This is a genomic window from Pseudomonas sp. GW821-FHT09C10, assembly GCF_059418085.1.
Genome location: NZ_JBWKPE010000012.1, coordinates 154,838 through 177,296 on the forward strand (window position 1 = coordinate 154,838; position 22,459 = coordinate 177,296).

At 60.3% G+C, this 22,459-nt stretch carries 18 protein-coding genes; 9 read left to right on the plus strand and 9 right to left on the minus strand.

All coding sequences use genetic code 11. The features are described from left to right. The 4 genes from AC07OT_RS22275 (at position 1) to aqpZ (ending at position 4,214) form a co-directional block, all read left to right on the plus strand. Positions 1–804 (plus strand): alpha/beta fold hydrolase, encoded by an 804-nt coding sequence (locus tag AC07OT_RS22275; RefSeq protein ID WP_065940626.1) that lies wholly within the window; start codon positions 1–3, stop codon positions 802–804. Positions 805–807: 3 nt separating this feature from the next. After that, complete coding sequence (locus AC07OT_RS22280; protein WP_027603757.1) at positions 808–1,371, plus strand: peptidylprolyl isomerase; 564 nt, start codon at positions 808–810, stop codon at positions 1,369–1,371. Positions 1,372–1,453: 82 nt separating this feature from the next. Further along, positions 1,454–3,286, plus strand: a complete 1,833-nt coding sequence (locus AC07OT_RS22285; RefSeq protein ID WP_108573754.1) for an ABC transporter ATP-binding protein — start codon at positions 1,454–1,456, stop codon at positions 3,284–3,286. Positions 3,287–3,512: 226 nt separating this feature from the next. Continuing rightward, complete coding sequence (gene aqpZ / locus AC07OT_RS22290) at positions 3,513–4,214, plus strand: aquaporin Z (protein WP_115488407.1); 702 nt, start codon at positions 3,513–3,515, stop codon at positions 4,212–4,214. A 53-nt stretch (positions 4,215–4,267) separates the two neighbouring features. On the opposite strand, the gene AC07OT_RS22295 is transcribed toward aqpZ, so the two are convergent. The 3 genes from AC07OT_RS22295 to AC07OT_RS22305 all read right to left on the minus strand — a co-directional run bounded on the left by AC07OT_RS22295 (position 4,268) and on the right by AC07OT_RS22305 (position 5,974). Next, positions 4,268–4,516: a BrnA antitoxin family protein gene (locus tag AC07OT_RS22295; RefSeq protein ID WP_065940629.1), complete on the minus strand. Its 249-nt coding sequence runs from the start codon at positions 4,514–4,516 to the stop codon at positions 4,268–4,270. Further along, entirely contained in the window at positions 4,494–4,772 is a 279-nt protein-coding gene (locus AC07OT_RS22300) for a BrnT family toxin (protein ID WP_065940630.1), read from the minus strand. The genes AC07OT_RS22295 and AC07OT_RS22300 overlap by 23 nt, the downstream gene beginning before the upstream one ends. 77 nt (positions 4,773–4,849) lie before the next feature. Beyond that, on the minus strand, positions 4,850–5,974 hold the full coding sequence (locus AC07OT_RS22305) for a GNAT family N-acetyltransferase (protein ID WP_495109047.1): 1,125 nt from the start codon (positions 5,972–5,974) through the stop codon (positions 4,850–4,852). 283 nt (positions 5,975–6,257) lie between these two features. On the opposite strand from AC07OT_RS22305, the gene AC07OT_RS22310 reads away from it, so the two are divergent. After that, entirely contained in the window at positions 6,258–7,610 is a 1,353-nt protein-coding gene (locus AC07OT_RS22310; protein WP_115488409.1) for a putative porin, read from the plus strand. An 82-nt stretch (positions 7,611–7,692) separates the two neighbouring features. Here the strand turns inward: AC07OT_RS22310 and AC07OT_RS22315 are convergent, their stop codons facing one another. From AC07OT_RS22315 to hrpA, 4 genes are all read right to left on the minus strand, one after another. Then, entirely contained in the window at positions 7,693–7,926 is a 234-nt protein-coding gene (locus tag AC07OT_RS22315) for an anti-sigma factor family protein (protein ID WP_495109048.1), read from the minus strand. Beyond that, positions 7,920–8,534: an RNA polymerase sigma factor gene (locus AC07OT_RS22320; RefSeq protein WP_027603751.1), complete on the minus strand. Its 615-nt coding sequence runs from the start codon at positions 8,532–8,534 to the stop codon at positions 7,920–7,922. The genes AC07OT_RS22315 and AC07OT_RS22320 overlap by 7 nt, the downstream gene beginning before the upstream one ends. Positions 8,535–8,551: 17 nt before the next feature. Beyond that, complete coding sequence (locus AC07OT_RS22325; RefSeq protein ID WP_115488411.1) at positions 8,552–9,673, minus strand: beta-ketoacyl-ACP synthase III; 1,122 nt, start codon at positions 9,671–9,673, stop codon at positions 8,552–8,554. A 350-nt stretch (positions 9,674–10,023) separates the two neighbouring features. After that, the gene (gene hrpA, locus AC07OT_RS22330) at positions 10,024–13,935 is read right to left on the minus strand and encodes an ATP-dependent RNA helicase HrpA (RefSeq protein WP_495109049.1); all 3,912 of its coding nucleotides are present in this window, start codon (positions 13,933–13,935) and stop codon (positions 10,024–10,026) included. 1,059 nt (positions 13,936–14,994) lie between these two features. On the opposite strand from hrpA, the gene AC07OT_RS22335 reads away from it, so the two are divergent. Beyond that, entirely contained in the window at positions 14,995–15,474 is a 480-nt protein-coding gene (locus tag AC07OT_RS22335) for a hypothetical protein (protein ID WP_147296056.1), read from the plus strand. A gap of 133 nt (positions 15,475–15,607) precedes the next feature. Here the strand turns inward: AC07OT_RS22335 and aceK are convergent, their stop codons facing one another. Further along, on the minus strand, positions 15,608–17,329 hold the full coding sequence (gene aceK, locus AC07OT_RS22340; RefSeq protein WP_495109050.1) for a bifunctional isocitrate dehydrogenase kinase/phosphatase: 1,722 nt from the start codon (positions 17,327–17,329) through the stop codon (positions 15,608–15,610). 405 nt (positions 17,330–17,734) lie between these two features. Here aceK and AC07OT_RS22345 point away from each other — a divergent pair, with 405 nt between their 5' ends. Next, positions 17,735–19,345, plus strand: a complete 1,611-nt coding sequence (locus AC07OT_RS22345; RefSeq protein ID WP_373682387.1) for a methyl-accepting chemotaxis protein — start codon at positions 17,735–17,737, stop codon at positions 19,343–19,345. A 52-nt stretch (positions 19,346–19,397) separates the two neighbouring features. Further along, the gene (locus AC07OT_RS22350; protein ID WP_495109051.1) at positions 19,398–20,282 is read left to right on the plus strand and encodes a DMT family transporter; all 885 of its coding nucleotides are present in this window, start codon (positions 19,398–19,400) and stop codon (positions 20,280–20,282) included. A 30-nt stretch (positions 20,283–20,312) separates the two neighbouring features. Here AC07OT_RS22350 and AC07OT_RS22355 read toward each other — a convergent pair whose 3' ends face one another. Next, positions 20,313–21,173, minus strand: a complete 861-nt coding sequence (locus AC07OT_RS22355; RefSeq protein ID WP_495109052.1) for a DMT family transporter — start codon at positions 21,171–21,173, stop codon at positions 20,313–20,315. 425 nt (positions 21,174–21,598) lie between these two features. Here AC07OT_RS22355 and AC07OT_RS22360 point away from each other — a divergent pair, with 425 nt between their 5' ends. Then, on the plus strand, positions 21,599–22,390 hold the full coding sequence (locus tag AC07OT_RS22360; protein WP_495109053.1) for a CPBP family intramembrane glutamic endopeptidase: 792 nt from the start codon (positions 21,599–21,601) through the stop codon (positions 22,388–22,390). Positions 22,391–22,459 lie beyond the last annotated feature (69 nt).

The window sequence follows — 22,459 nt, forward strand, 5'->3', positions numbered from 1 at the left end:
ATGGCCTGGTTCGACCATGAAGGCTGCAGCCTGCACTATGAGGAATACGGCCACGGCACGCCGCTGATCCTGATCCACGGCCTGGGCTCCAGCAGCCAGGATTGGGAACTGCAGGTGCCGGTGCTGGCCCGCCACTACCGCCTGATCGTGGTGGATGTGCGCGGCCATGGGCGCTCCGACAAGCCTCGGGAGCGCTACAGCATCGAAGGGTTCACCTACGACCTGATCGCCCTGATCGAGCACCTGGACCTGCCGCCCGCCCATGTGGTGGGTTTGTCCATGGGCGGCATGATCGCGTTCCAGCTGGCGGTGGACGAACCCGGCCGGGTCAAGAGCCTGTGCATCGTCAACAGCGCGCCGCAGGTGAAGGTGCGCAGTGCCGACGATTACTGGCAGTGGGCCAAGCGATGGACCCTGGCCCGCACCCTCAGCCTGGCCACCATCGGCAAGGCCCTCGGTGACCGGCTGTTCCCCAAACCTGAGCAGGCCGACCTGCGCCGCAAGATGGCCGAACGCTGGGCAAAAAACGACAAACGTGCTTATCTCGCCAGCTTCGATGCGATTGTGGGCTGGGGCGTACAGGAACGACTTTCGAGGATTACCTGTCCAACCCTGGTCATCAGCGCCGACCACGACTACACCCCCGTGGCCCAGAAAGAAAACTATGTAAAACTGCTGCCCGATGCGCGACTGGTGGTGATCGAGGATTCCCGCCATGCCACGCCCTTGGACCAACCCGAAGTCTTTAATACCACCCTGCTCGATTTTCTAGAGACAGTCGAAACCACTACCCAGGATCACTGACCCATGCTGAAAAAAATCGCCTTTTTTGCCGGTTCCGTTCTGTTCGCTGCCAACCTGATGGCCGCCGAGCCTTCCAAGGCGCCACACGTATTGATCTCCACCACCAACGGCGACATTGAAATCGAACTGGACCCGGTCAAGGCGCCGATCAGTACCAAGAATTTCCTCGCCTATGTCGACAAAGGCTTCTACACCAACACGATCTTCCACCGCGTGATCCCGGGCTTCATGGTCCAGGGTGGCGGGTTCACCCAGCAGATGTCGCAAAAGCCGACCGAAGCGCCGATCAAGAACGAAGCCAGCAACGGCCTGCATAACGTGCGTGGCACCCTGTCGATGGCCCGCACCTCGAACCCGGACTCGGCCACCAGCCAGTTCTTCATCAACGTGGCTGACAACGCCTTCCTCGACCCGGGTCGCGATGCCGGTTATGCCGTGTTCGCCAAGGTGGTCAAGGGCATGGATGTGGTCGACATCATCGTCAACTCCCAGACCACCACCAAGCAAGGCATGCAGAACGTGCCTATCGATCCTGTCCTGATCAAGTCGGCCAAGCGCATCGACTGAGGTCTGCAGGTAGCTCCGCGCGCAGCCCACAAGGCCGCGCGCGCATTTGAAAGGAGAGCCCGCCAGGCGGGCGTCAACCCTAATGCTCTATCGTCGTTTTGAACAACTGATCGATATTTTTCGCGACGCCCCCAGCGCCGCCCCTCCCGACAAAGTCCTGCCCTTCTACCTCTACTACCTGCGCCAGGTGTGGCCGCACTTCGCCGCCTTGCTGGTGGTGGGCCTGATCGGTGCGCTGATTGAAGTCGCGCTGTTCAGCTACCTGAGCCGTATCATCGACCTGGCCCAGGGCACGCCACCCGCCAACTTCTTCCAGCTCCACAGCACCGAGCTGATCTGGATGGCCGTGGTCGCCCTGCTGCTGCGCCCGATCTTCGGCGCCTTGCACGACCTGCTGGTGCACCAGACCATCAGCCCCGGCATGACCAGCCTGATCCGCTGGCAGAACCACAGCTACGTGCTCAAGCAGAGCCTCAACTTCTTCCAGAATGACTTCGCCGGGCGTATCGCCCAGCGCATCATGCAAACCGGCAACTCCCTGCGCGATTCCGCCGTGGCGGCGGTGGACGCTATCTGGCACGTGGCGATCTACGCCATCAGCTCCCTGGTGCTGTTTGCCGAGGCCGACTGGCGCCTGATGATCCCACTCGTGACCTGGATCGTTTGCTACAGCCTGGCGCTGCGCTACTTCGTGCCGCGCGTGAAAGAACGCTCGGTGATCTCGTCGGAGGCACGCTCCAAACTGATGGGCCGCATCGTCGACGGCTACACCAACATCACCACCTTGAAGCTGTTCGCACACACCCAATACGAGCAGCAGTACGCCAAGGAAGCGATCATCGAGCAGACCGAAAAAACCCAGCTGGCCAGCCGCGTGGTGACCAGCATGGACATCGCAATCACCAGCATGAACGGCCTGCTGATCGTCACCACCACCGGCCTGGCCCTGTGGCTGTGGACCCAGTCGCTGATCTCCGTGGGCGCGATTGCCCTGGCTACCGGCCTGGTGATTCGTATCGTCAATATGTCCGGCTGGATCATGTGGGTGGTCAACGGCATCTTCGAAAATATCGGCATGGTGCAGGACGGCCTGAAAACCATCGCCCAACCCCTGGCCGTGATTGATCGCGACAACGCCCCGCGTTTAAGCGTGCCCCGTGGCGAAGTCCGCTTCGAGCACGTGGATTTCCACTACGGCAAGCAGAGCGGGATCATTGGCGGCTTGAACCTTGAGATCAAGGCCGGTGAAAAGATCGGCCTGATCGGCCCGTCCGGCGCGGGCAAGTCGACCCTGGTCAACCTGCTGCTGCGCCTCTACGACCTGCAAGGCGGGCGCATCCTGATCGACGGCCAGAACATCGCCGAAGTGGCCCAGGAAACCCTGCGCGAACAGATCGGCATGATCACCCAGGACACCTCGCTGCTGCACCGTTCGATCCGCGACAACCTGCTGTACGGCAAGCCGGACGCCACCGACGAAGAACTCTGGGCCGCCGTGCACAAGGCGCGTGCCGATGAGTTCATCCCGCTGCTGTCGGACTCGGAAGGGCGTACCGGGCTGGATGCCCACGTGGGCGAACGCGGGGTGAAACTCTCCGGTGGGCAGCGTCAACGTATCGCCATTGCCCGTGTACTGCTCAAGGATGCGCCGATCCTGATCATGGACGAAGCCACCTCGGCGCTGGATTCGGAAGTGGAAGCGGCGATCCAGGAAAGCCTGGAGACCCTGATGCAAGGCAAGACGGTGATTGCGATTGCGCACCGGTTGTCGACCATCGCGCGGATGGACCGCCTGGTGGTGCTGGAGAAAGGCCAGATTGCCGAGACGGGCAGCCATGCCGAACTGTTGGCCCATGGCGGGTTGTATGCGCGGTTGTGGCAGCACCAGACCGGGGGGTTTGTCGGCATCGACTGAAGCAAATGTGGAAGGGGGCTTGCTCCCGATATCGGTGGGTCAGTCACCACATTTTGCGACTGACACTCCGCTATCGGGAGCAAGCCCCCTCCCACATTTGGTGGCCTGGATTTGTGTAAAAACCGTGCTGTACTCAGTGCAGTGCCCAGACGGGCGCTGAAGTAAATCTGCAGGGAGCATCACTGATTTACTGATTGGGTAGAGCGATCTATCAAGGACGTGTTGCATGTCTTTGTTCAAGCGTTCAGTCACAGAGGGGTTGGGAACATTTTGGCTGGTGTTGGGCGGTTGCGGGAGTGCGGTGTTGGCCGCCGCGTTTCCCGCCGTCGGGATCGGGTTGCTGGGTGTGGCCTTGGCGTTCGGGCTCACGGTGCTGACCATGGCGGTGGCCATCGGGCATATCAGCGGTTGTCACCTCAACCCGGCGGTATCGGTGGGGCTGGTAGTGGGCGGAAGGTTTCCGGCCAGGGAGTTACCGGCGTACATCGTGGCCCAAGTCATCGGCGGAGTAGTCGCCGCCGCATTGTTGTACTTCATCGCCAGTGGCAGGCCGGGCTTTGAACTGGCCGGCGGGCTGGCCTCCAACGGCTATGGCGAGCATTCGCCGGGCGGCTATTCAATGGCAGCGGGGTTTGTCTGCGAGCTGGTGATGACAGCGATGTTCGTGCTGATCATCCTCGGCGCCACCGACCACCGTGCCCCGAAGGGCCTCGCGCCCATCGCCATTGGCCTGGCCCTCACCTTGATCCACCTGATCTCCATCCCCGTGACCAACACCTCGGTCAACCCGGCCCGTAGTACCGGCCCGGCCTTGATCGTCGGCGGGTGGGCGATCCAGCAGTTGTGGATGTTCTGGCTCGCGCCGATCCTGGGTGCGGTGGCGGGCGGTGTTGTCTATCGATGGCTGGGCAAGGAGGAGCCGGTCTGAGGCAAAGGATCAGCCCTGCCGGTAGAGCAGGGCTGATTTCAATGGGCAAATGCTCAACCCTGATGAGCCTGCATGTATTGGCGCAACAATTGATTGATACGCGTCTGGTAACCCGTACCTTGACCTTTAAACCACTCCAAAACGTCAGCATCCAGCCGAATCGTAACTGCCTGCTTCACCGGCACACGCAACTCTGCACGCCGGAAAAATTCCGCGTCCAATTCAGGAATATCGCTGGTATCAACTTCTTCATCATTCATCTTGGCCAGGCGCTCCCAATCAGTTTTCGATGTTTGCGTCATAATATTTGGCCTCCTTCTTGGTTGCTTTTCGGGCGGAAATGATACGGATCACATCACCGTGCCGCTCGGTGTATACGACCACACCCATTAACAATTTGATCCAGCCAATACTGATCCAACGCTCTTCGCCATAATCCGCTCGATCATCGCGCAAGGCCAGCATTGGATGCCGAAAGATATCCGGAACGTCGTTGAAATCGATACCGTGCTTGGAAATATTGACTTTGTTCTTGGACTCATCCCACTCAAAATGCATGGCGCATCCTGTATGTACTTTTGTACATACAGAATATCGACTCCATTGTGTCTTGCCAGCATTGTCAGACCGATGGTTCAGCCCTGCCGGTAAGGCAGGGCTGCCCTCGCCTCTTCGGCATACGCCACAATCCCCACCCGCTCGCGCTCGAGGAAATCCTCGACGGCATTCTTCAACCCGGGGTGGCGCAGGTAGTGCCACGACCGGGTAATCACCGGTTCAAACCCGCGAATCAATTTGTGCTCGCCCTGGGCGCCGGCGTCGAAGCGTTGCAGGCCGTGGGCGATGGCATAGTCCATACCCTGGTAGAAGCAGGTTTCGAAATGCAGCCGGTCGAACTCCGCCAGGCAACCCCAGTAGCGGCCGTAGAAGCTGTCGCCACCGATCAGGCTGAAGGCCATGGCCACCGGGCGTGTGCCTTGCCTGGCCAGCACCACACGGATCGCCTCGGGCATGCGCTCGGCCAGCAGGCTGAAAAACGCGCGGGTCAAGTACGGTGTCTGGCGGCGTACCGCGTAGGTATTGGCGTAGCAGGCGTAGACAAAATCCCACTGCGCCTCGCTCAGCGCGTGGCCTTGCAACCATTCGAAGTCGATGCCCTGCCCCGCCACTTGTTCGCGCTCCTTGCGCATCTGTTTGCGCTTGCGGGAACTGAGGGCGTCGAGGAAATCCTGGAAGTCACGGTAGCCACGATTCTGCCAGTGAAACTGACAGCCCAGGCGCTGCAACCAACCCGGTTGTTGGGCTAACGCCTCATCGGCCAGGCCGTCGGTGAAGTTGATATGGGCACTGGAGAGCCCTTCGATTTCCAGATAGCCCGGCAGGCTCTTCAGCAGTTCGCACCCATCGTCGGCGCTGGCCGCCAACAAGCGGGGGCCGCTGACCGGGCTGAACGGTACGGCCGTCAGCAGCTTGGGGTAGTAATCAATGCCCGCACGCTCACAGGCATCGGCCCAACCATGGTCGAACACGTACTCGCCGTAGGAATGCCATTTGCGATAACTGGGCAATGCCGCCACCAGGCGGTCGCCTTCCCAATGCAACAAATGTTCGGGTTGCCAGCCCGATTGAGGGCCCAGGCTGGCACTGTCTTCCAGCGCGCTGAGGAAGGCGTGCCGCACAAAGGGCTGGGCGTCCGGCACCAGTGCGTCCCAGGCCTGCGGAGCGATTTCGGACAGGTTGTCCAGGCGTTGCAGCGGCATTGGCATCCTCACTACGTCATGGCATGAAAGCCTGGCGAGTATCGCTTATCGCAGGTCCGGGCACACCCCCGAATCGCCCGACAAGGCTCTAAATCAATAGTTCCATTCTTAAATAATTTGTCATCTACATGACATCACTTCGCCACTGCTCCGTCATAAACGATCGTGATACTGACGCCTGTTTTTAGAGCGCCTGGTTCTATCAGGTGGTTATTTTTCCGTCCGTCATCGGTCGGTTGTGTCCTGGATGGTTTGCCATCCCTCCTCACTTTCGGAGATTGATATGCGTCTTGCTTCCACTAAAACTGCAGCGGCCCTGTGCGGTGGCCTGTTACTGGCCCTGAGCGTTCCGGCCGGCGCTGCAGTCGACGCTAAATTGCTCGACATGCTCAAGGCCAACGGCCAGATCACCGCTTCGCAGTACACCGAACTGCAAAACGAGTTGGCCAAAGACCAGAAAGAACAGCAGATCGCACGGCAAGCTCAACAAGAGACCAACGAACAGATCGCGGCCACCGCGAAGAAAACCAACGAGCTGAGCAGCTTCGACCAGAAGCTGGCCTGGGCCGCCAAGACCCAGCTCAAGGGCGATGTGCGTTTCCGTCATGAGACCATCAAGATCGACGGTACCCCCAACAACGGCGGTAAAGACAAAGATCGCGAGCGCATCCGAGCCCGCCTGGGTGCGTTTACCGAAATCAACTCGCAAGTCGACACCGGCATTCGCGTCGCCACCGGCAGCAACGATGATGCTCGCTCCACCAACCAGGACCTGGACGGTTACTTCAACAAGAAGTCAATCTGGCTGGATCTGGGTTACATCGACTACCACCCGACTCAAATCAATAATCTGCACGTGATCGGCGGCAAGATGCTGCAACCGTGGGTCAGCATGGGCGATGTGATCTGGGACAGCGACATCAACCCCGAAGGCCTGGCCGTGACCTACAAATACCCACTGGGCGGCAGCGCCGAGCTGTTCGGCAGCCTGGGTAACTACAACCTCAAGGACAACGTGAACGGCGACGGCGTGCAGTTTCGCAATGACCTGCGCATGACGGCTGGCCAGTTGGGGTCTCGCTTCTCGCTGACCGATAACCTGAAGTTGACCCTGGGCGGCAGCGTCTACGCGTTCCAGAACGATGAAGACAGCCGTTGCCCGACAACCACTGGTACCACGCCTGGCTGCCTGACCCCAGGCGAAACCGTCGCCAATACCACTGCCGGCAACGCCAGCGAGTACCGCCTGTACGAAGGCTTCGGCCAAGTCGACATCGGCGGCCTGGCCGTGCCGCTGTCGTTCTATGGTCAATACGTGAAAAACAACGAAGCCACTGAAAAAGACCAGGACACCGCCTGGCTGCTGGGTGCCAAGTCCAAAGTGTTCGGCTTCAACCTGGACTACAACTACCGCGACGTACAACGCTACGCAGTGGTCGGCGCCTTCACCGATTCGGACTTCGCCGGGGGCTTCACCGGTGCACGGGGTCACAAGTTCAAGGTGGGTTACGACATCGACAAGAACTTTGCCATCGGCGCCACTTACTTCCTGACCAAGGCCGACTACGCCAGCGTCGCCGGCTATCGCGACGCCAACGCCAACACCCTGCAGCTGGACGCAGAAGCCAAGTTCTAAAAAAGCAGCACTGAGCGGCAAGCGACGCGCCTCAAGGAGAGGCGCGTCACTTGCCGCTTTTCATTTGCAGCTCGAAGCTGCCTTATCGTTCCTTGAGCCGCTCGGCAGCCAGCCGCTGCGCCAAGGCATCCACATCCTTCACCGGTTCCTGCGGCAGCATCCGCAACGTCGCCTGCAGCAGGCGCATCTGGCGGATAAACCGTCGGCAGTTGGGGCAGAACATCAAGTGATGACGCACCAGCAGACGTTCGCGAAAGGTCAATTGCCCATCGAGATAGTCACTGGAACGTACCACTTGTTCTTTACAGGTCAACATTCGCCCGTTTCCTCAAAATGCTCCACCGTGGCGAAGACTTTAAGCCGTGCTCGATGCAACAGCACGCGGACATTGGAGAGTGAGAGCGTCAGAAGATTACAGATCTCTTCCAGCTCCAGGCCCTGGCGTTCACGCAGCACCAGCACGCTGCTTTGCAGTTCGGACAAACTCAGCAACGTGTGCTCCAGGCATTTGCGCAGTTCATCCTCGGTCAGCAAGGCTTCCGGGGTGTCCTGGTGCCAAGCATACGGGGCGACGGCCCAGTGGCCATCATCGGGGGAGAATCGATCATCGCCGATGGTGCCGTGGGGCGAAGGCAAGTCGTCGAGCAGCACTTCCCGGCGATTCTGCTTATAGCGCCCCTTGGCGGCGTTGGCGGTGATGGTCAGCAGCCAGGTCTTGAGGCTGGAACGCCCTTCGAATTTGGCCAGGTTGCGCACCACCGACAGCCAGGCGTCCTGCACCACTTCGTCGGCATGCCGCTGGCCGGCGATGGCATACGCCACCGCCCGCATCGCGCTTTGGTACGTGGTGACCAATTCCTTGTAGGCCCGTTGCTCGCCCTTGAGCAGTCGTTCAAGCAGGTGCGCGTCGTCCGCTGCTGCCATTCAAGACCTCGATTGTCTTAACGCTTGCGCAGGATCACGCTACCGATCGAATAGCCTGCGCCAAACGAACTGAGTACCGCGACAGCGCCCTTGGGCAGATCGTCCTGGTAGGTGTGAAACGCAATCACCGAACCCGCCGAGCTGGTATTGGCGTAAGTATCGAGGATCACCGGTGCTTCTTCCACCGTGGCTTCGCGGCCCAGCAGTTTCTTCACAATCAGGTGGTTCATGCTCAGGTTGGCCTGGTGCAGCCAGAAGCGCTTCACATCGGCCACGTTCAACTGGTTCTCTTCCAGGTGCACGCCGATCAGTTCCGCGACCATCGGGCACACGTCGCGGAAGACTTTGCGGCCTTCCTGCACGAACAGCTTGTCGGGCGCACCGATGCCCTCTTCCGCTGCGCGGTTGAGAAAGCCGAAGTTGTTGCGGATGTTATTGGAGAACTTGGTCAGCAGCTTGGTGCTCACCACGTCGAACTGATGCTCGGAGGTCGCCAGGTCGGCGCGCTCGAGGACCACGGCCGTGGCGGCGTCGCCGAAGATAAAGTGACTGTCGCGGTCGCGGAAGTTCAAGTGGCCGGTGCAGACTTCCGGGTTGACCATCAGGATCGCCCGGGCCTGGCCCAGTTGGATGCTGTTGGCGGCGTTCTGGATGCCGAAGGTCGCCGAGGAGCACGCCACGTTCATGTCGAAACCGAAGCCTGCGATGCCCAGGGCTTCCTGGACTTCGATGGCGATGGCCGGGTAGGCACGTTGCAGGTTGGAACAGGCGACGATCACACCATCGATGTCGGCGGCAGTCTTGCCGGCGCGCTGCAGGGCCTGCTCGGCGGCACCGATGGCCATCTGGCAAAGCACCGACCACTCGTCATTGCTGCGCTCAGGCAGGCGCGGGGCCATGCGCTGCGGGTCAAGGATGCCCTCCTTGTCCATCACAAAGCGGCTCTTGATGCCCGAGGCTTTTTCGATGAACGCAGCGCTCGACTCCGTCAGCGCCTGGACTTCACCGCGCTCGATGGCAGCGGCGTTGTCCGAGTTGAACTGGTGCACGTACGCATTGAAAGACTGCACCAGCTCTTCGTTGCTGATGCTGTTGGCAGGGGTGTAAAGGCCAGTGCCGCTGATGACGACGTTATGCACGGTCGTTCCTCTAAATCTGTCAGGCAGATGATATTGGTACCGTCGTACCAAACTTTAAGTAGTTTTATTCCGCCCAGCGGACATCAAACTGGCAACGCTTTATTCCTTCGCGCCGCAGACTTTTGCGACGATCCCGGCATTTATAGCGGCGAAGTTTGCCACAAACCCTGGGGTTTGGCGCCATATGCCAGACAAACACCCTGAACAAAACACCATCAAGTTTCAATGTGGGAGGGGGCTTTTCCCCGATAGCGGTGTGTCAGACAAAGATTCTGTGACTGATACATCGCTATCGGGGGCAAGCCCCCTCCCACATTTGGACCTGCCTGGTGTGGGTGACCGAGAAAGGATCAGGCCTCGACCAGGCTCCACTGCTTACTCAAGCGCTTGTCGGAAATCGGCACCTTGGTCCCCAACTGCTGGGCAAACAACGACACCCGGTATTCCTCCAACCACCAGCGATAAAGCTCCAGTTGCGGGTCGCGCTTGCCTTCCTGGGCGTGCTTGTTCAAGCGGGTCTGGTACTGCGCCCACAGGCCGCCCAGTTCGCTGCTCCACACCCGATCCTTTTGCACCTGGCTCGGCAGTTTCTCCAGGCGCAATTCGATGGCCTTGAGAAAACGCGGCAACTCCTTGAACCACTGCGCCGGGGTTTCGCGCACAAAGCCGGGATAGACCAGGTTGCTCAATTGCTGCTTGATGTCGTTCAGGGCCACGGCCTGGGCCAGGTCGATCTTGCCCTTGAAGCGCTTTTGCAGGCCATGCCAGAGCTTCAGCACGTCCAGGGTCAGGCGCGCCAGGCGTTCGGCGTGTTCGGTCCAACTGCCACGCTTGCGTTCAGCCAGTGCCGCCAAACCGGCACCGTCACGGGGCAGGCTGGCTTCGCCTTCCAGCACGCAGGTGTCGAGGCTGGCCAGCAGGATGTCTTCCACCAGGGCATCGATACGCCCTAGTTCGCGGTACATCAGGCCCAGTTCAGTGAGGCCGGGCAATTTGCCGCGCAGGAATTTCGCCGGTTCCGCCAATTGCTGCATCAGCAGGCGCTGCAACGCCCGGCGGTGCTGGAACTCAGCCTCGGCGGCAGTGGAGAAACGCCCCTCTTTCACGGTGCCGTTTTCTTCCACCAGTGCCGGGTAGACCGTCATCGACAGCCCGGCGATCTTCTGCTGGGTTTTCTCAGCCACCGCCGCGAACACCTTGGCCTCCACCGGCTGCTGGCTTTTCGCGGTGTGCGGCACGGCCAGCGCGGCCTGGCTGGCTTCGGCAAAGCGTGCAGTCAGTTCGGCCAGGTCGCGGCCCTCGCCAAGGAACTTGCCTTGGCCGTCGACCACTTCCAGGTTCATCTTCAGATGGTTTTCCACCTGCTGCGCCGCTTCGGCCCAGGCCTCATCGCTGACCCGCGCCCCGGTCATGCGCAGCAATTCGCGCCCCAATGCCTGGGGCAGCGAACCCTGGCCAAACTCGATGCGCTGCAGCGCCGCCTTGACGAAATCCGGCACCGGCACGAAGTTCTTGCGCAGGGCCTTGGGCAGGTTGCGCACCAGGGCGATGCACTTGGCTTCGATCAGCCCTGGCACCAGCCATTCCAGGCGCTCCGGCGGCAAGGCTGGCAGCAGCGGTGCCGGTACGCGCAGGGTCACGCCGTCGCGGGGGTGGTTGGGTTCAAAGTGGTAACTCAGGGCCAGTTCCAGGTCGCCCAGGTGCAGGGTGTCCGGGTAATGGGCGGCAGTGACTTCACTGGCCTCGCGGGCCAGCACGTCTTCCTCGCGCATGATCAGCAACTGCGGATCTTTCTGGCTGTTGACCTTGTACCAGCTGTCAAAGGTGGCGGTCTGGTGGATCTCCGCCGGCAGCCGTGCGTCATAGAACGCGTACAAGGTCTCTTCGTCGGCCAGGATATCGCGGCGGCGTGCCTTGGCTTCCAGTTCGTCGAGCTGCTCCAGCAGTTGCTGGTTGGCCGTGAGGCACTTGGCGCGGGACTGGATCTCGCCACGCACCAAGCCTTCGCGAATAAACAACTCCCGCGACACCACCGGGTCAATCGGCCCGTAATGCACCGGCCGACGCCCGACCACGATCAGCCCGAACAGGGTGATCTGCTCGAACGCCACCACCTGGCCGCGCTTCTTCTCCCAGTGGGGTTCGAAGTGGTTTTTCTTGATCAAGTGCCCGGCCAGCGGTTCGATCCAGTCGGCATCGATCTTCGCCACCATGCGCGCATACAGCTTGGTGGTTTCCACCAGTTCGGCGGTCATCAGCCATTGCGGGCGTTTCTTGCCGATGCCCGAGGACGGGTGGATCCAGAAGCGTCGCTGACGGGCGCCGAGGTAATCGCCGTCTTCGGTCTTCTGGCCGATCTGGCTGAGCAGGCCGGACAGCACCGCCTTGTGCAGCTTGGGGAAGTCCGCCGGTTCTTTGTTGACGGTCAACTGCATGTCGCGGCAGATCAGGCTCAACTGGCGATGGGAGTCGCGCCACTCGCGCAGGCGCAGGTAGTTGAGGAAGTTCTTGCGGCACCAGTTGCGCAGCGGGCTGGCGGTGAGTGCCTGGCGCTGCTCTTCAAAGCCACGCCACAAATTGACCAGCCCAGCGAAGTCCGAATCCGCATCTTTCCACTGTGCATGGGCCTGGTCGGCGGCCTGCTGGCGCTCCGGTGGGCGCTCGCGCGGGTCCTGGATCGACATGGCGCTGGCCACGATCAACACTTCCTGCAAGCTGCCGAGCTTGGCGGCTTCGAGCAGCATGCGGCCCATGCGCGGGTCCACCGGCAGGCGCGCCAACTGGCGGCCCAATGGCGTGAGCTGGCTGTTGCGGTCGACCGCCGAGAGTTCCTGCAACAGGTTGAAACCGTCGCTGATGGCCTTGCCGTCCGGCGGTTCGATAAACGGGAAATCGGTGATTTCGCCCAGGCGCAGGTGCAGCATCTGCAGGATCACCGCCGCGAGGTTGGTGCGCAAAATCTCGGGGTCGGTAAATTCCGGACGCCCGATAAAATCCTCTTCGCTGTACAAGCGAATACAGATCCCCGGCTCCACACGGCCGCAACGACCTTTACGCTGGTTGGCACTGGCCTGGGAAATCGCCTCGATCGGCAGGCGTTGCACCTTGGCGCGGTAGCTGTAGCGGCTGATGCGTGCGGTACCACTGTCGATCACATAACGAATGCCCGGCACGGTCAGCGAGGTTTCCGCGACGTTGGTCGCCAGTACCACGCGGCGCCCTGGATGGGACTGGAAAATGCGCTGCTGTTCGGCCGGCGACAGGCGCGCGTACAACGGCAGGATCTCGGTGTGCTTGAGCTGGGCCTTGCGCAGCATCTCGGCCGCATCGCGAATCTCGCGCTCACCGGGCAAAAATACCAGCACGTCGCCGGGACTGCGGCGTTCGCTGCGCTCATAGGCGGCGATTTCATCAAGGGTGGCGAGGATCGCCTGGTCGACGGTCAGGTCGTCTTCGACACGGTTGCCCTCCTCGTCCTGTTCCAGGGTCAGCGGGCGGTACCAGGTGTCCACCGGGAAGGTGCGGCCCGAGACCTCGACAATCGGTGCGTCGTCGAAGTGCTTGGAAAAACGCTCCAGGTCGATGGTCGCCGAAGTGATGATGACTTTCAGGTCCGGACGACGCGGCAACAGGGTCTTGAGGTAACCGAGCAGGAAGTCGATGTTCAGGCTGCGTTCGTGGGCTTCGTCGACGATGATCGTGTCGTAGCGTTCCAGGTAACGGTCGTTCTGGGTCTCCGCCAGCAGGATACCGTCGGTCATCAGCTTGATCAGGGTGTTGGCGTCGCTCTGGTCTTCGAAGCGCACCTGATAGCCGACCAACGCGCCCAGCGGCGTGGCCAACTCTTCGGCGACGCGGCTGGCGACGCTGCGCGCAGCGATCCGGCGTGGCTGGGTATGGCCGATCAGGCCATATTGGCCGCGGCCGATCTCCAGGCAGATCTTCGGCAACTGGGTGGTCTTGCCCGAGCCGGTCTCGCCGGCAATGATCAGCACCTGATGCTTTTGCAGCGCGTCCTTGATCTCATCGCGCTTGGCGGCGATCGGCAGGCTGTCGTCGTAACGAATCACCGGCAGGCTGGCGCGCCGTGCCGTGACCTGGGCGCAGGACGCCTGCATGCGCACCACCCACTGCGCCAGCTTCTCCTCGTCGGGCTTCTTGCGCAGCTCGAGCAACTGGCGCCGCAAGCGGTGGCGGTCGGCGAGCATGGCGTGGTCGAGGTTTTTCAGCAGTTGGTCGATAGCGGGCGCTTGGTCAGTCATCAGGGCGGCAAGGGTCTTTTGGGTGAGGCAGGTGAGGCCTGCGCAGCGTAAGTCATCAGAGAGGACGGGGATTGTCGCAGATTTCGACCAGTATGGAGACGGTCAGTCAATCAGGACTGCGCTGACTTACCGCCGATGACGATATTTACTACGACACGGAGTGGACCATTCGGTAGTTTCAATAGCAGCAGTCCGATGGGATGGATGGCATGTGAACGGTTCAATGAGACTTCCAGACACCCACCTAACGTGAAACGGAGCTTCCATGGAAATCAGGCCGTCCACTACACCCTCAGACAACCCGCCCTCATACGATGAAGCAATGAGTTCTCGGAACCTGCCGCCCAATGAGCCCCCTCCGAGCTATGCGCAAGCAACAGGTACGCAGCCTTCGACCAGTAATAGCCGTACTCCAGCCGAGCCGGCCACCAACCTGACGGAGAATCGAAGCGCAAACAGCGCTACAAGCAGACTGGCAACGCTCGGGATGTTCATATTGTCCAAAGTTTAAAATGAGGGCTGCCCCCAATAGCGACTTGTACTACAGGGCTTTGGGCGCCCGTCACACTGTTAAAAAGAGAAAGTCCGATTTGATGGGTGAGATACGCAGGCTTCAATGAGTTGCCAGATATCTCAAGCAACTCAAAGTACTCCCCATTGAATACGGAGCTTAATATGCCAATCGATTCCGTAACGCCGCGCCAGCCGCCGAGCTACCAAGAGTCCATGCGGTCCCAACCACGCTCGGCAGATACCCTGCCACCACCGAGCTACGAGTTTGCTCCGGCCTATACCAAAAGGCCGTCGTCAACATCAACCAGCAGCCAAGCTTCATCGGAGCGGCCAACAAGCCTGACGGCGAATAGAATCTCGCAATATCATTCTACAAGCCAGGCCATTCGAGGAATGAACTTCATGAGTAACCTTTAACAAACGAAAACCAAGAAGATGCGTCTTTTCCATTCAACACTTGAATACTCTATTAAAAACACAGCGATTTATTTCGCGAAAGGAATAAAGAAGCATCCCGCGCTTTTGTGAGAAAACACTGATGCGCTGATGCAATATCGAAATCATATTCGACGCGCTATTTACCAATCATCAACAACAATGCTCATCGGAGTTTTTATGCCTATAGATCGCATGTCTTCCTCTCGTGTCGGAGGCTATGGACATTCATTTTCAGAAAAGCACCAACGCACGCCAGACAGCATGCCACAAGGTGCCTCGGCCTCTTCCTCCAGTTCGTGGAAAACCATTGAAACTTTAAAAAGTCTCCCCAACGAGTTCCCTACGTCAAAATTCGGTCAAAGTCATGTTGACAAGCCTATAGGTTTGCTACAGAGAAAAATTGAATTACAGGACAAAGGGTATTCAACTAATAATATCGATAAAACGTATAAAGAATCGATGAATGACCTCTATCAGGCAACGGCTACAGGCCAGAGTCGTTCGTCCAACGAAGCTGACAGAAATCGTTTGACTAACTGGAGTGACAGGGTACTGGAAACTAACAAAGACATACCATTCCTGAAGTAACCTCAACCGGACCATTAGACATATTGACTTATAACCTGTACCACCTTGAACTACTGGCATTTTTTATAGTTGCCAGTAGTTTTTTTTCAGTGGGAACACTCCAGGGTGTGCTAAACCACAGTGACTGAGCAGTTCAAGATACTTCTCCCCACTTGCGTCGATACGGAAACACATCAATCACCTTCCCCGCGCGAATAGCGTCCTGCAAACCTTTCCAGTAATCGGCGTTGTACAACTCGCCGTGCAGCTCATCGAACAACTTGCGCTGGCCGGCATCGGCGAACAGGAACGGCGGGAATTCTTCCGGGAATACATCCAGCGGGCCGATGGAATACCAGGGCTCGGACGCCATTTCGTCCTCGGGCGTACGCGGCGCGGGGATGTGGCGAAAGTTGGCCTCGGTGAGAAAGCAGATTTCGTCATAGTCATAAAACACTACGCGCCCGTGACGGGTGACGCCGAAGTTCTTCAGCAGCATGTCGCCGGGGAAGATGTTCGCTGCCGCCAGTTGCTTGATCGCCAGGCCGTAGTCTTCCAGGGCTTCGCGCACCTGGGCGGGGTTGGCGTGCTCCAGGTAGAGGTTGAGCGGGGTCATGCGCCGTTCGGTCCAGCAGTGGCGGATCAGCACGGTGTCGCCTTCCACTTCGACGGTGCCGGCGGCGACGTCCAGCAGTTCCGCCAGGCACTCGGGCTCGAACTTGCCCAGGGGAAAGCGGAAGTCGGCGAACTCCTGGGTATCGGCCATGCGCCCGACGCGGTCGACGCTTTTGACCAGGCGGTACTTCTCGATCACCGTGGCGCGGTTGACGTTTTTCGACGGTGAAAAACGGTCCTTGATGATCTTGAACACGGTGTTGAAGCCCGGCAGCGTGAACACGCTCATGACCATGCCACGCACGCCGGGGGCCATGATGAATCGATCGTCGGTGGTGGCCAGGTGATTGATCAGCGCGCGGTAGAACTCCGACTTGCCGTGTTTATAGAAACCAATCGAGGTGTACAGCTCGGCGATGTGCTTGCCCGGCAGGATGCGTTTGAGAAAGCCGATGAATTCCGCCGGCACCGGCACGTCGACCATGAAGTAGGAACGGGTGAACGAAAAGATGATCGACACCTCGGCCTCGTCGGTGATCAGCGCATCGATCTGGATGCCCTGCCCTTCGCGGTGCAGCAGCGGGATCACCAGGGGCCATTGTTCGTCGCGGGTGTAGATGCGCCCGACGAGGTAGGCACCTTTGTTGCGGTAGAGCACCGAGGAAAACAGCTCGACCTTGAGGTCCGGGTCCTTGCACACCCAGTCCGGCAGGTTTTCCCGCAGTTGGGCTTCGAGGCGATGCAGGTCGGCTGCCAGGTCGGCGTAGGGCTCGCTGAAACGATAGTCGGCAAAAATCTGCGCGAGCATCTCAGGAATCTGGCCGGCGGGCGCGTAGATACGGGTTTGTGCCGCCCGCGCCCGGCGCAGGCTCGGCCGCGTGGTGTGGATGAACATGCAGCCGTCGCTGATCAGGTCATGGCTGAACAGGCCGCAGAAGATCGAGTTGTACCAGGTCTCGGACAGCTCATCGTCAAAGCGCAGGTCGATCAGGCCGATATAGGCGCTTTTCACCAGCGGCCATAGGTCAATGTCGAGCAATGCGCTGCCCTCGAAGTTCGCACGCAGGCGCGCGCTGACTTCACCGACCTTGTCTTCGTACAGGTTGATCCGCGCCGCCGACGCCGCCTGCCCCTGTTGCCACTGGGCCCTTTCGAAACGCTCGCGGGCACCATCGGTGATCTGGCGAAAGTGTTCGCGGTAATCGTCGAAGCCTTCGAGGATGGTGCGGGCGATAGCGAGGGCAGGCGTGGATGGCGACATGCGGGAAACCTCGAGCGGGCATCGGGAAGCCCTGAGCTTAGCCAGTGTACGCAGGCAGGAGAAGGGTCATTTTTTGCACTGACTTATACAAGTCCGTTCATTTCGTACATTTATTTTCAATTTTTTTAATTCGACCATCCGGTCAATAAACGCACCTCATAGTCGATCCGCGTTTGATCCACACGCCTTGAGCGCCGTGGCCTGGCAGGTAGAAGCCGGAAAACCGCCAACCAGAACGGCCGCGGGTCCTCCATAGGGCTTTGGATCCAACTAAGGGAAACCCCGATTACTACCTTGATGGCACTTTGATATATAGCGCGCCCTCTCCCACCCTAACAAGGTCCGAAGACCGATCCGGGAGCAGGTTCTAATCGCCCAAGGAGCATTGAGATGTCATTGAGGAACATGAGGATCGGTCTGCGTGCCAGTCTGAGTTTTGGGGTTTTGGCCAGCTTGCTGGTGATTGTGGGAATGTTTGGTCTGGGCCAGATGGCCAAGCTGCGGGAAAGCGCGCTGGTCATTGAACAAACCTGGATGCCGAGCATCGAGAATATCCACGACAGCGCAGCCCTGGTGGCCACTGTCCGCCTGGAGTCCCTGCGCCTGGTGAGCACCGACGAATCTCGCGTGCGTGACACCAGCAGAGGCCTGATCAGCCGCACCAGCAGCGAACTGCAAGCCCTACTCGAACGTCATGAAACCTTGCTGAGCAATGACGAAGAGCGCGAACTGCTGAAAACCCTCAAGGGCAATGTCGCGACGTACCTGGCCATCGTCGGGCAGATGGTCGCGCTGGTGGACAAGGATCAACAGCAAGACGCCCTCGACCTGCTCGTCAGCCGTCTCGCCCCCCAGGGCACGCTCCTGAGCCAGAGCCTGGAAAACCTGATCGTCTTTAACCAGAACGGCGTCGAAGCGGCGGCTGATTCGGCCGCACAGATGTATTCGAGCGCACAGTGGATTGTCGGCCTGATTATCGCAGTCGCATTGATCGCCACCTTGCTGCTGGCCTGGCTGCTGACCCGCAGCATCACCGCGCCGATCGGCCAGGCCCTGAACGTGGCGCGCACCATCGCCGCCGGCGACTTGAGCCAGCCGATCGTGGTGCGCGGCCATGACGAACCCGCGCAATTGCTGAGCGCCCTGGCGACCATGCAAGCGCAGCTGCAGACCACCATCCGAGGCATCAGCGAATCGGCGCAGCAACTGGCTTCCGCCGCGGAAGAAATGAGCGCGGTGATGGAACAAAGCACCCGCGGCCTGCAGGCGCAGAACGATGAAATCGAGCAGGCTGCCACCGCCGTGACCGAGATGAGCACGGCGGTGGACGAGGTCGCGGGTAATGCGGTGTCCAGCGCCGAGGCGTCCCAGGCTTCCGATGAAGACAGCAAGCACGGCCACTACCAGATCAGCGAAACCATCAGCTCGATCCAGAACCTGGTGGACGAAGTGCTCGGCGCCTCGAACAAGGCCGAAGGCCTGGCGCTGCAAGCGCAGGACATCAGCAAGGTGCTGGAAGTGATCCGTGGCATCGCCGGGCAAACCAACCTGCTGGCGCTCAACGCCGCGATTGAAGCGGCGCGTGCCGGTGAAGCCGGGCGTGGGTTTGCGGTCGTCGCCGACGAGGTGCGTTCGCTGGCACAGCGCACCCAGGACTCCACCGAAGAAATCGAACAGATGATCACCGGTATCCAGCAAGGCACCCAGGCCACCGTCGAGGCGCTGAACAGCAGCGCCGAGCACGCCGGCCAGACCTTGCAACGGGCCAACAGCGCCGGCAGCGCCCTGGAAAAAATCACCGCCGCCATCTCGCAGATCAGCCAGCGCAACCTGGTGATCGCCAGCGCCGCCGAGCAACAGGCGCTGGTGGCGCGCGATGTGGACCGCAGCCTGGTGAACATCCGCGACCTGTCCACCCAGACCGCCGCCGGCGCCACCCAGACCTCGGCCGCCAGCCAGGAACTGTCGCGCCTGGCAGTGGACCTGAATGGGCTGGTGACGCGGTTTGTCCTGTAATCAGTGAAGGCGGCGTGCAACACTCGCGGCCTTATTGATGTAGGAGTGTTCCGTGAGGCCTGTTGACACCCTTTACCTGCTGGGGCTCGCCGCCATCTGGGGCGCGAGCTTTTTGTTCATGCGCATCATCGCGCCGGAAATCGGCACGGTGCCGACCGCATTTTTCCGCGTATCGATTGCCGCCGCCGGGCTATTGGTGATCCTCGCGATGGCGCGGATGCGCTGGGATTTCCAGGGCAAGTTCAAGACGGTCCTGTTGCTGGGGGTGATCAACTCGGGGATCCCGGCGACCATGTATTCGGTGGCCGCCCAGGTACTGCCGGCGGGTTACTCGGCGATCTTCAATGCCACCACGCCGTTGATGGGGGTGTTGATTGGCGGGCTGTTTTTCAGCGAACGCCTCACCCCGTCGAAAATCGCCGGGGTGTGCCTGGGCCTGTTCGGTGTAGGCGTGCTGACCCGTGCAGGACCGGTGGCGTTTGACCTGGAATTATTGATGGGCGCACTGGCTTGCCTGTTGGCCACCACCTGTTATGGCTTTGCCGGGTTCCTCGCCAGGCGCTGGCTGGACCAGCGCGGCGGCCTGGACAGTCGTCTCGCGGCCCTGGGCAGCATGCTGGGCGCGACCCTGTTTCTGCTGCCGTTGTTTGCCTACAGCGCGATCAGCCATCCGCCGGCGAGTTGGGGTGGCTGGCAGGTCTGGTCGTCGCTGCTGGGGTTGGGGCTGGTGTGTACGGCGTTTGCGTACGTGTTGTACTTTCGGCTGCTCACCGCGATTGGGCCGGTGAGGTCGATGACCACCACCTTCCTGATCCCGCCGTTCGGCGTGTTGTGGGGGGCGTTGTTGCTCGACGAGCCGTTATCAATGGCGCATTTATATGGCGGCGTGTTGATTGCCGGGGCGTTGTGGCTGGTATTGCGGCCTCGAAAACCGTAGGCGCCGGCTGGCCGGCACCTACGGGGGGCATCAGTTTTTGCGGAACACGAAGACCAGCCCAATGATGATCAAGCCCATCCCCAACAGGCTCAGCATCGCGAGCCGATTGCCGAAGATCAGGTAATCCATCACCGCCGTCACTGCCGGCACCAGGTAGAACAGGCTGGTGACATTCACCAGGTTGCCCCGGGCGATCAGGCGGTACAGCAACAGCGTTGCCAGCAACGACACCACCAGGCCCATCCACAGCACCGGCAGGTAAAAGCCGGCGTTGTGTTCAACGTGGAACGGCTGGAACGGCACAAACACCGAACACAACAGCAGCCCCGCCAGGTACTGCACCGGCAGGGTGCCGAGGGGGTTGTCGGTGATGCGCTTTTGCATGATCGAGCCGAAGGTCATGCTTGCCAGAGCCAGCAGCCCGAACAGCATCCCGGCCAGGGACATGCCCGCCAGCCCGATGCCTTGGTAGACCACCATGATCAGCCCGGCCAAGCCCAGACTCAGGCCGAACATCCGGCGCCAGGATCGCTGGCGCTCCATCAGCACCACGGTGAGGATCGGCTGCACCCCCATGATGGTCGCCATGACGCCGGGGGTGACGCTGAGGTCCAGGGCCAGCAGATAGAAAATCTGATAGGCCCCCAGCAATACCAACCCGGTTGCCGCCGCGTACAACATGGGCTTGCCGGGACGCGGCAGTTTCAACCGCAGGACCGGCACCAGGATCACCAGCCCCGCCAGGGCGATGGCAAAACGGATCAGCAGGAAGGCGAAGGGCGAAGCATGGGCCAGGCCCAGTTTGGAGAAGATCGCCCCGCTGCTCCACAGCAGGACAAACAGGCTCGTCGAGGCCGCCGCGGCCACGGAGTGTTTCGAAAGAACGGACATGGTTACCACCTGTAATCAGGCAAAAAAAGCCGATTCAGCCGCAGAGGCTGAAATTCAGTAGTTTTTTTCAGGCAGGCAGAGCGGGCACAACAACGTGCCGATCAGCCCGAAATGCCAACACCCGGCGGTGATACGACTGCGTACACCGGCGTGCTACTGACAGGTGGGGGGTAGTGACTGATCTGCACAGGCTGCTTGTTCGCGCACGGCACGCGCACAGCGTTGACCGCTGAATCGACTACCGCTATGCGCAGGGAAGCTGGCATGTGCTGATCTTTTTGAAGGAATAAGGACGCAAGGACTATAACCAGCCGATGACATGTTTTGCAATCACTTGCCCAAGCCCTTTTGCGGGGAGGCGTTTTCACGTTTCGGCACGCAGGTCATCGCTATAATGCCGACCGGTTTTTTCCAAGGATTCCTCCATGCTCCCACTGCCCTGGCTGTACCTGGCGCTTCTTTCCATCGGCTATGTGCTGGCCTTGGCCTACGGGCAACTGGGCGCACTGGCGCTGGTGTCCGTCGCCCTGCTGTTGATCGCCGGCTATGCCGTACGCCAGCAGCGCACGCCGTGGGCGCGTTACCTGGGTCACGGGCTGTTTATCGTGTTGGCGCTAGGCCTGGCGATGCACTGGCTGCCGGGGTTCCATAACGGTCGCGGCATTGCCCCGCAGCGCTTCACCCCCGATGCCGTGCCGTTCTCGATGTACCTGAACCAGGACAAGCCGCTGATTGGTTTCTGGTTGTTGCTGGCCTGCCCGTGGATTGTGGCGCGGCGTCCGTTGCGCCTGTGGATCTGCGTCACCGCGTTGGTACTGACCCTTACCGCCATCGTTGCGCTGGGTGGCGCAACCCTGCTGGGCGTGATCAGTTGGGCGCCGAAATGGCCGGACCAGGCCTGGCTGTGGGTACTCAACAACCTGTTGCTGGTGACCCTGGTGGAAGAAGCCCTGTTCCGTGGCTACATTCAAGGCGGCTTGAGCCGACGCTTCAAACAGTTGCCCTACGGCGAAAACCTCGCGCTGCTGCTGGCATCGCTGCTGTTCGGCCTGGTGCACCTGGGTGCAGGGTGGCAATGGGTGCTGCTGGCGGGCATCGCCGGGGTCGGTTACGGCCTGGCGTATCGGTTTGGCGGGCTGGGTGCGGCGATTGCCACGCACTTTGGCTTGAATCTGCTTCACTTCGGGTTGTTTACCTATCCGATGCTGGCGGGTTGATATCCACTCGAGGAATGACCAACCCGCCGATTGTTGCAAAAATAAGTTAAATAAACCCCCGTTACCGCC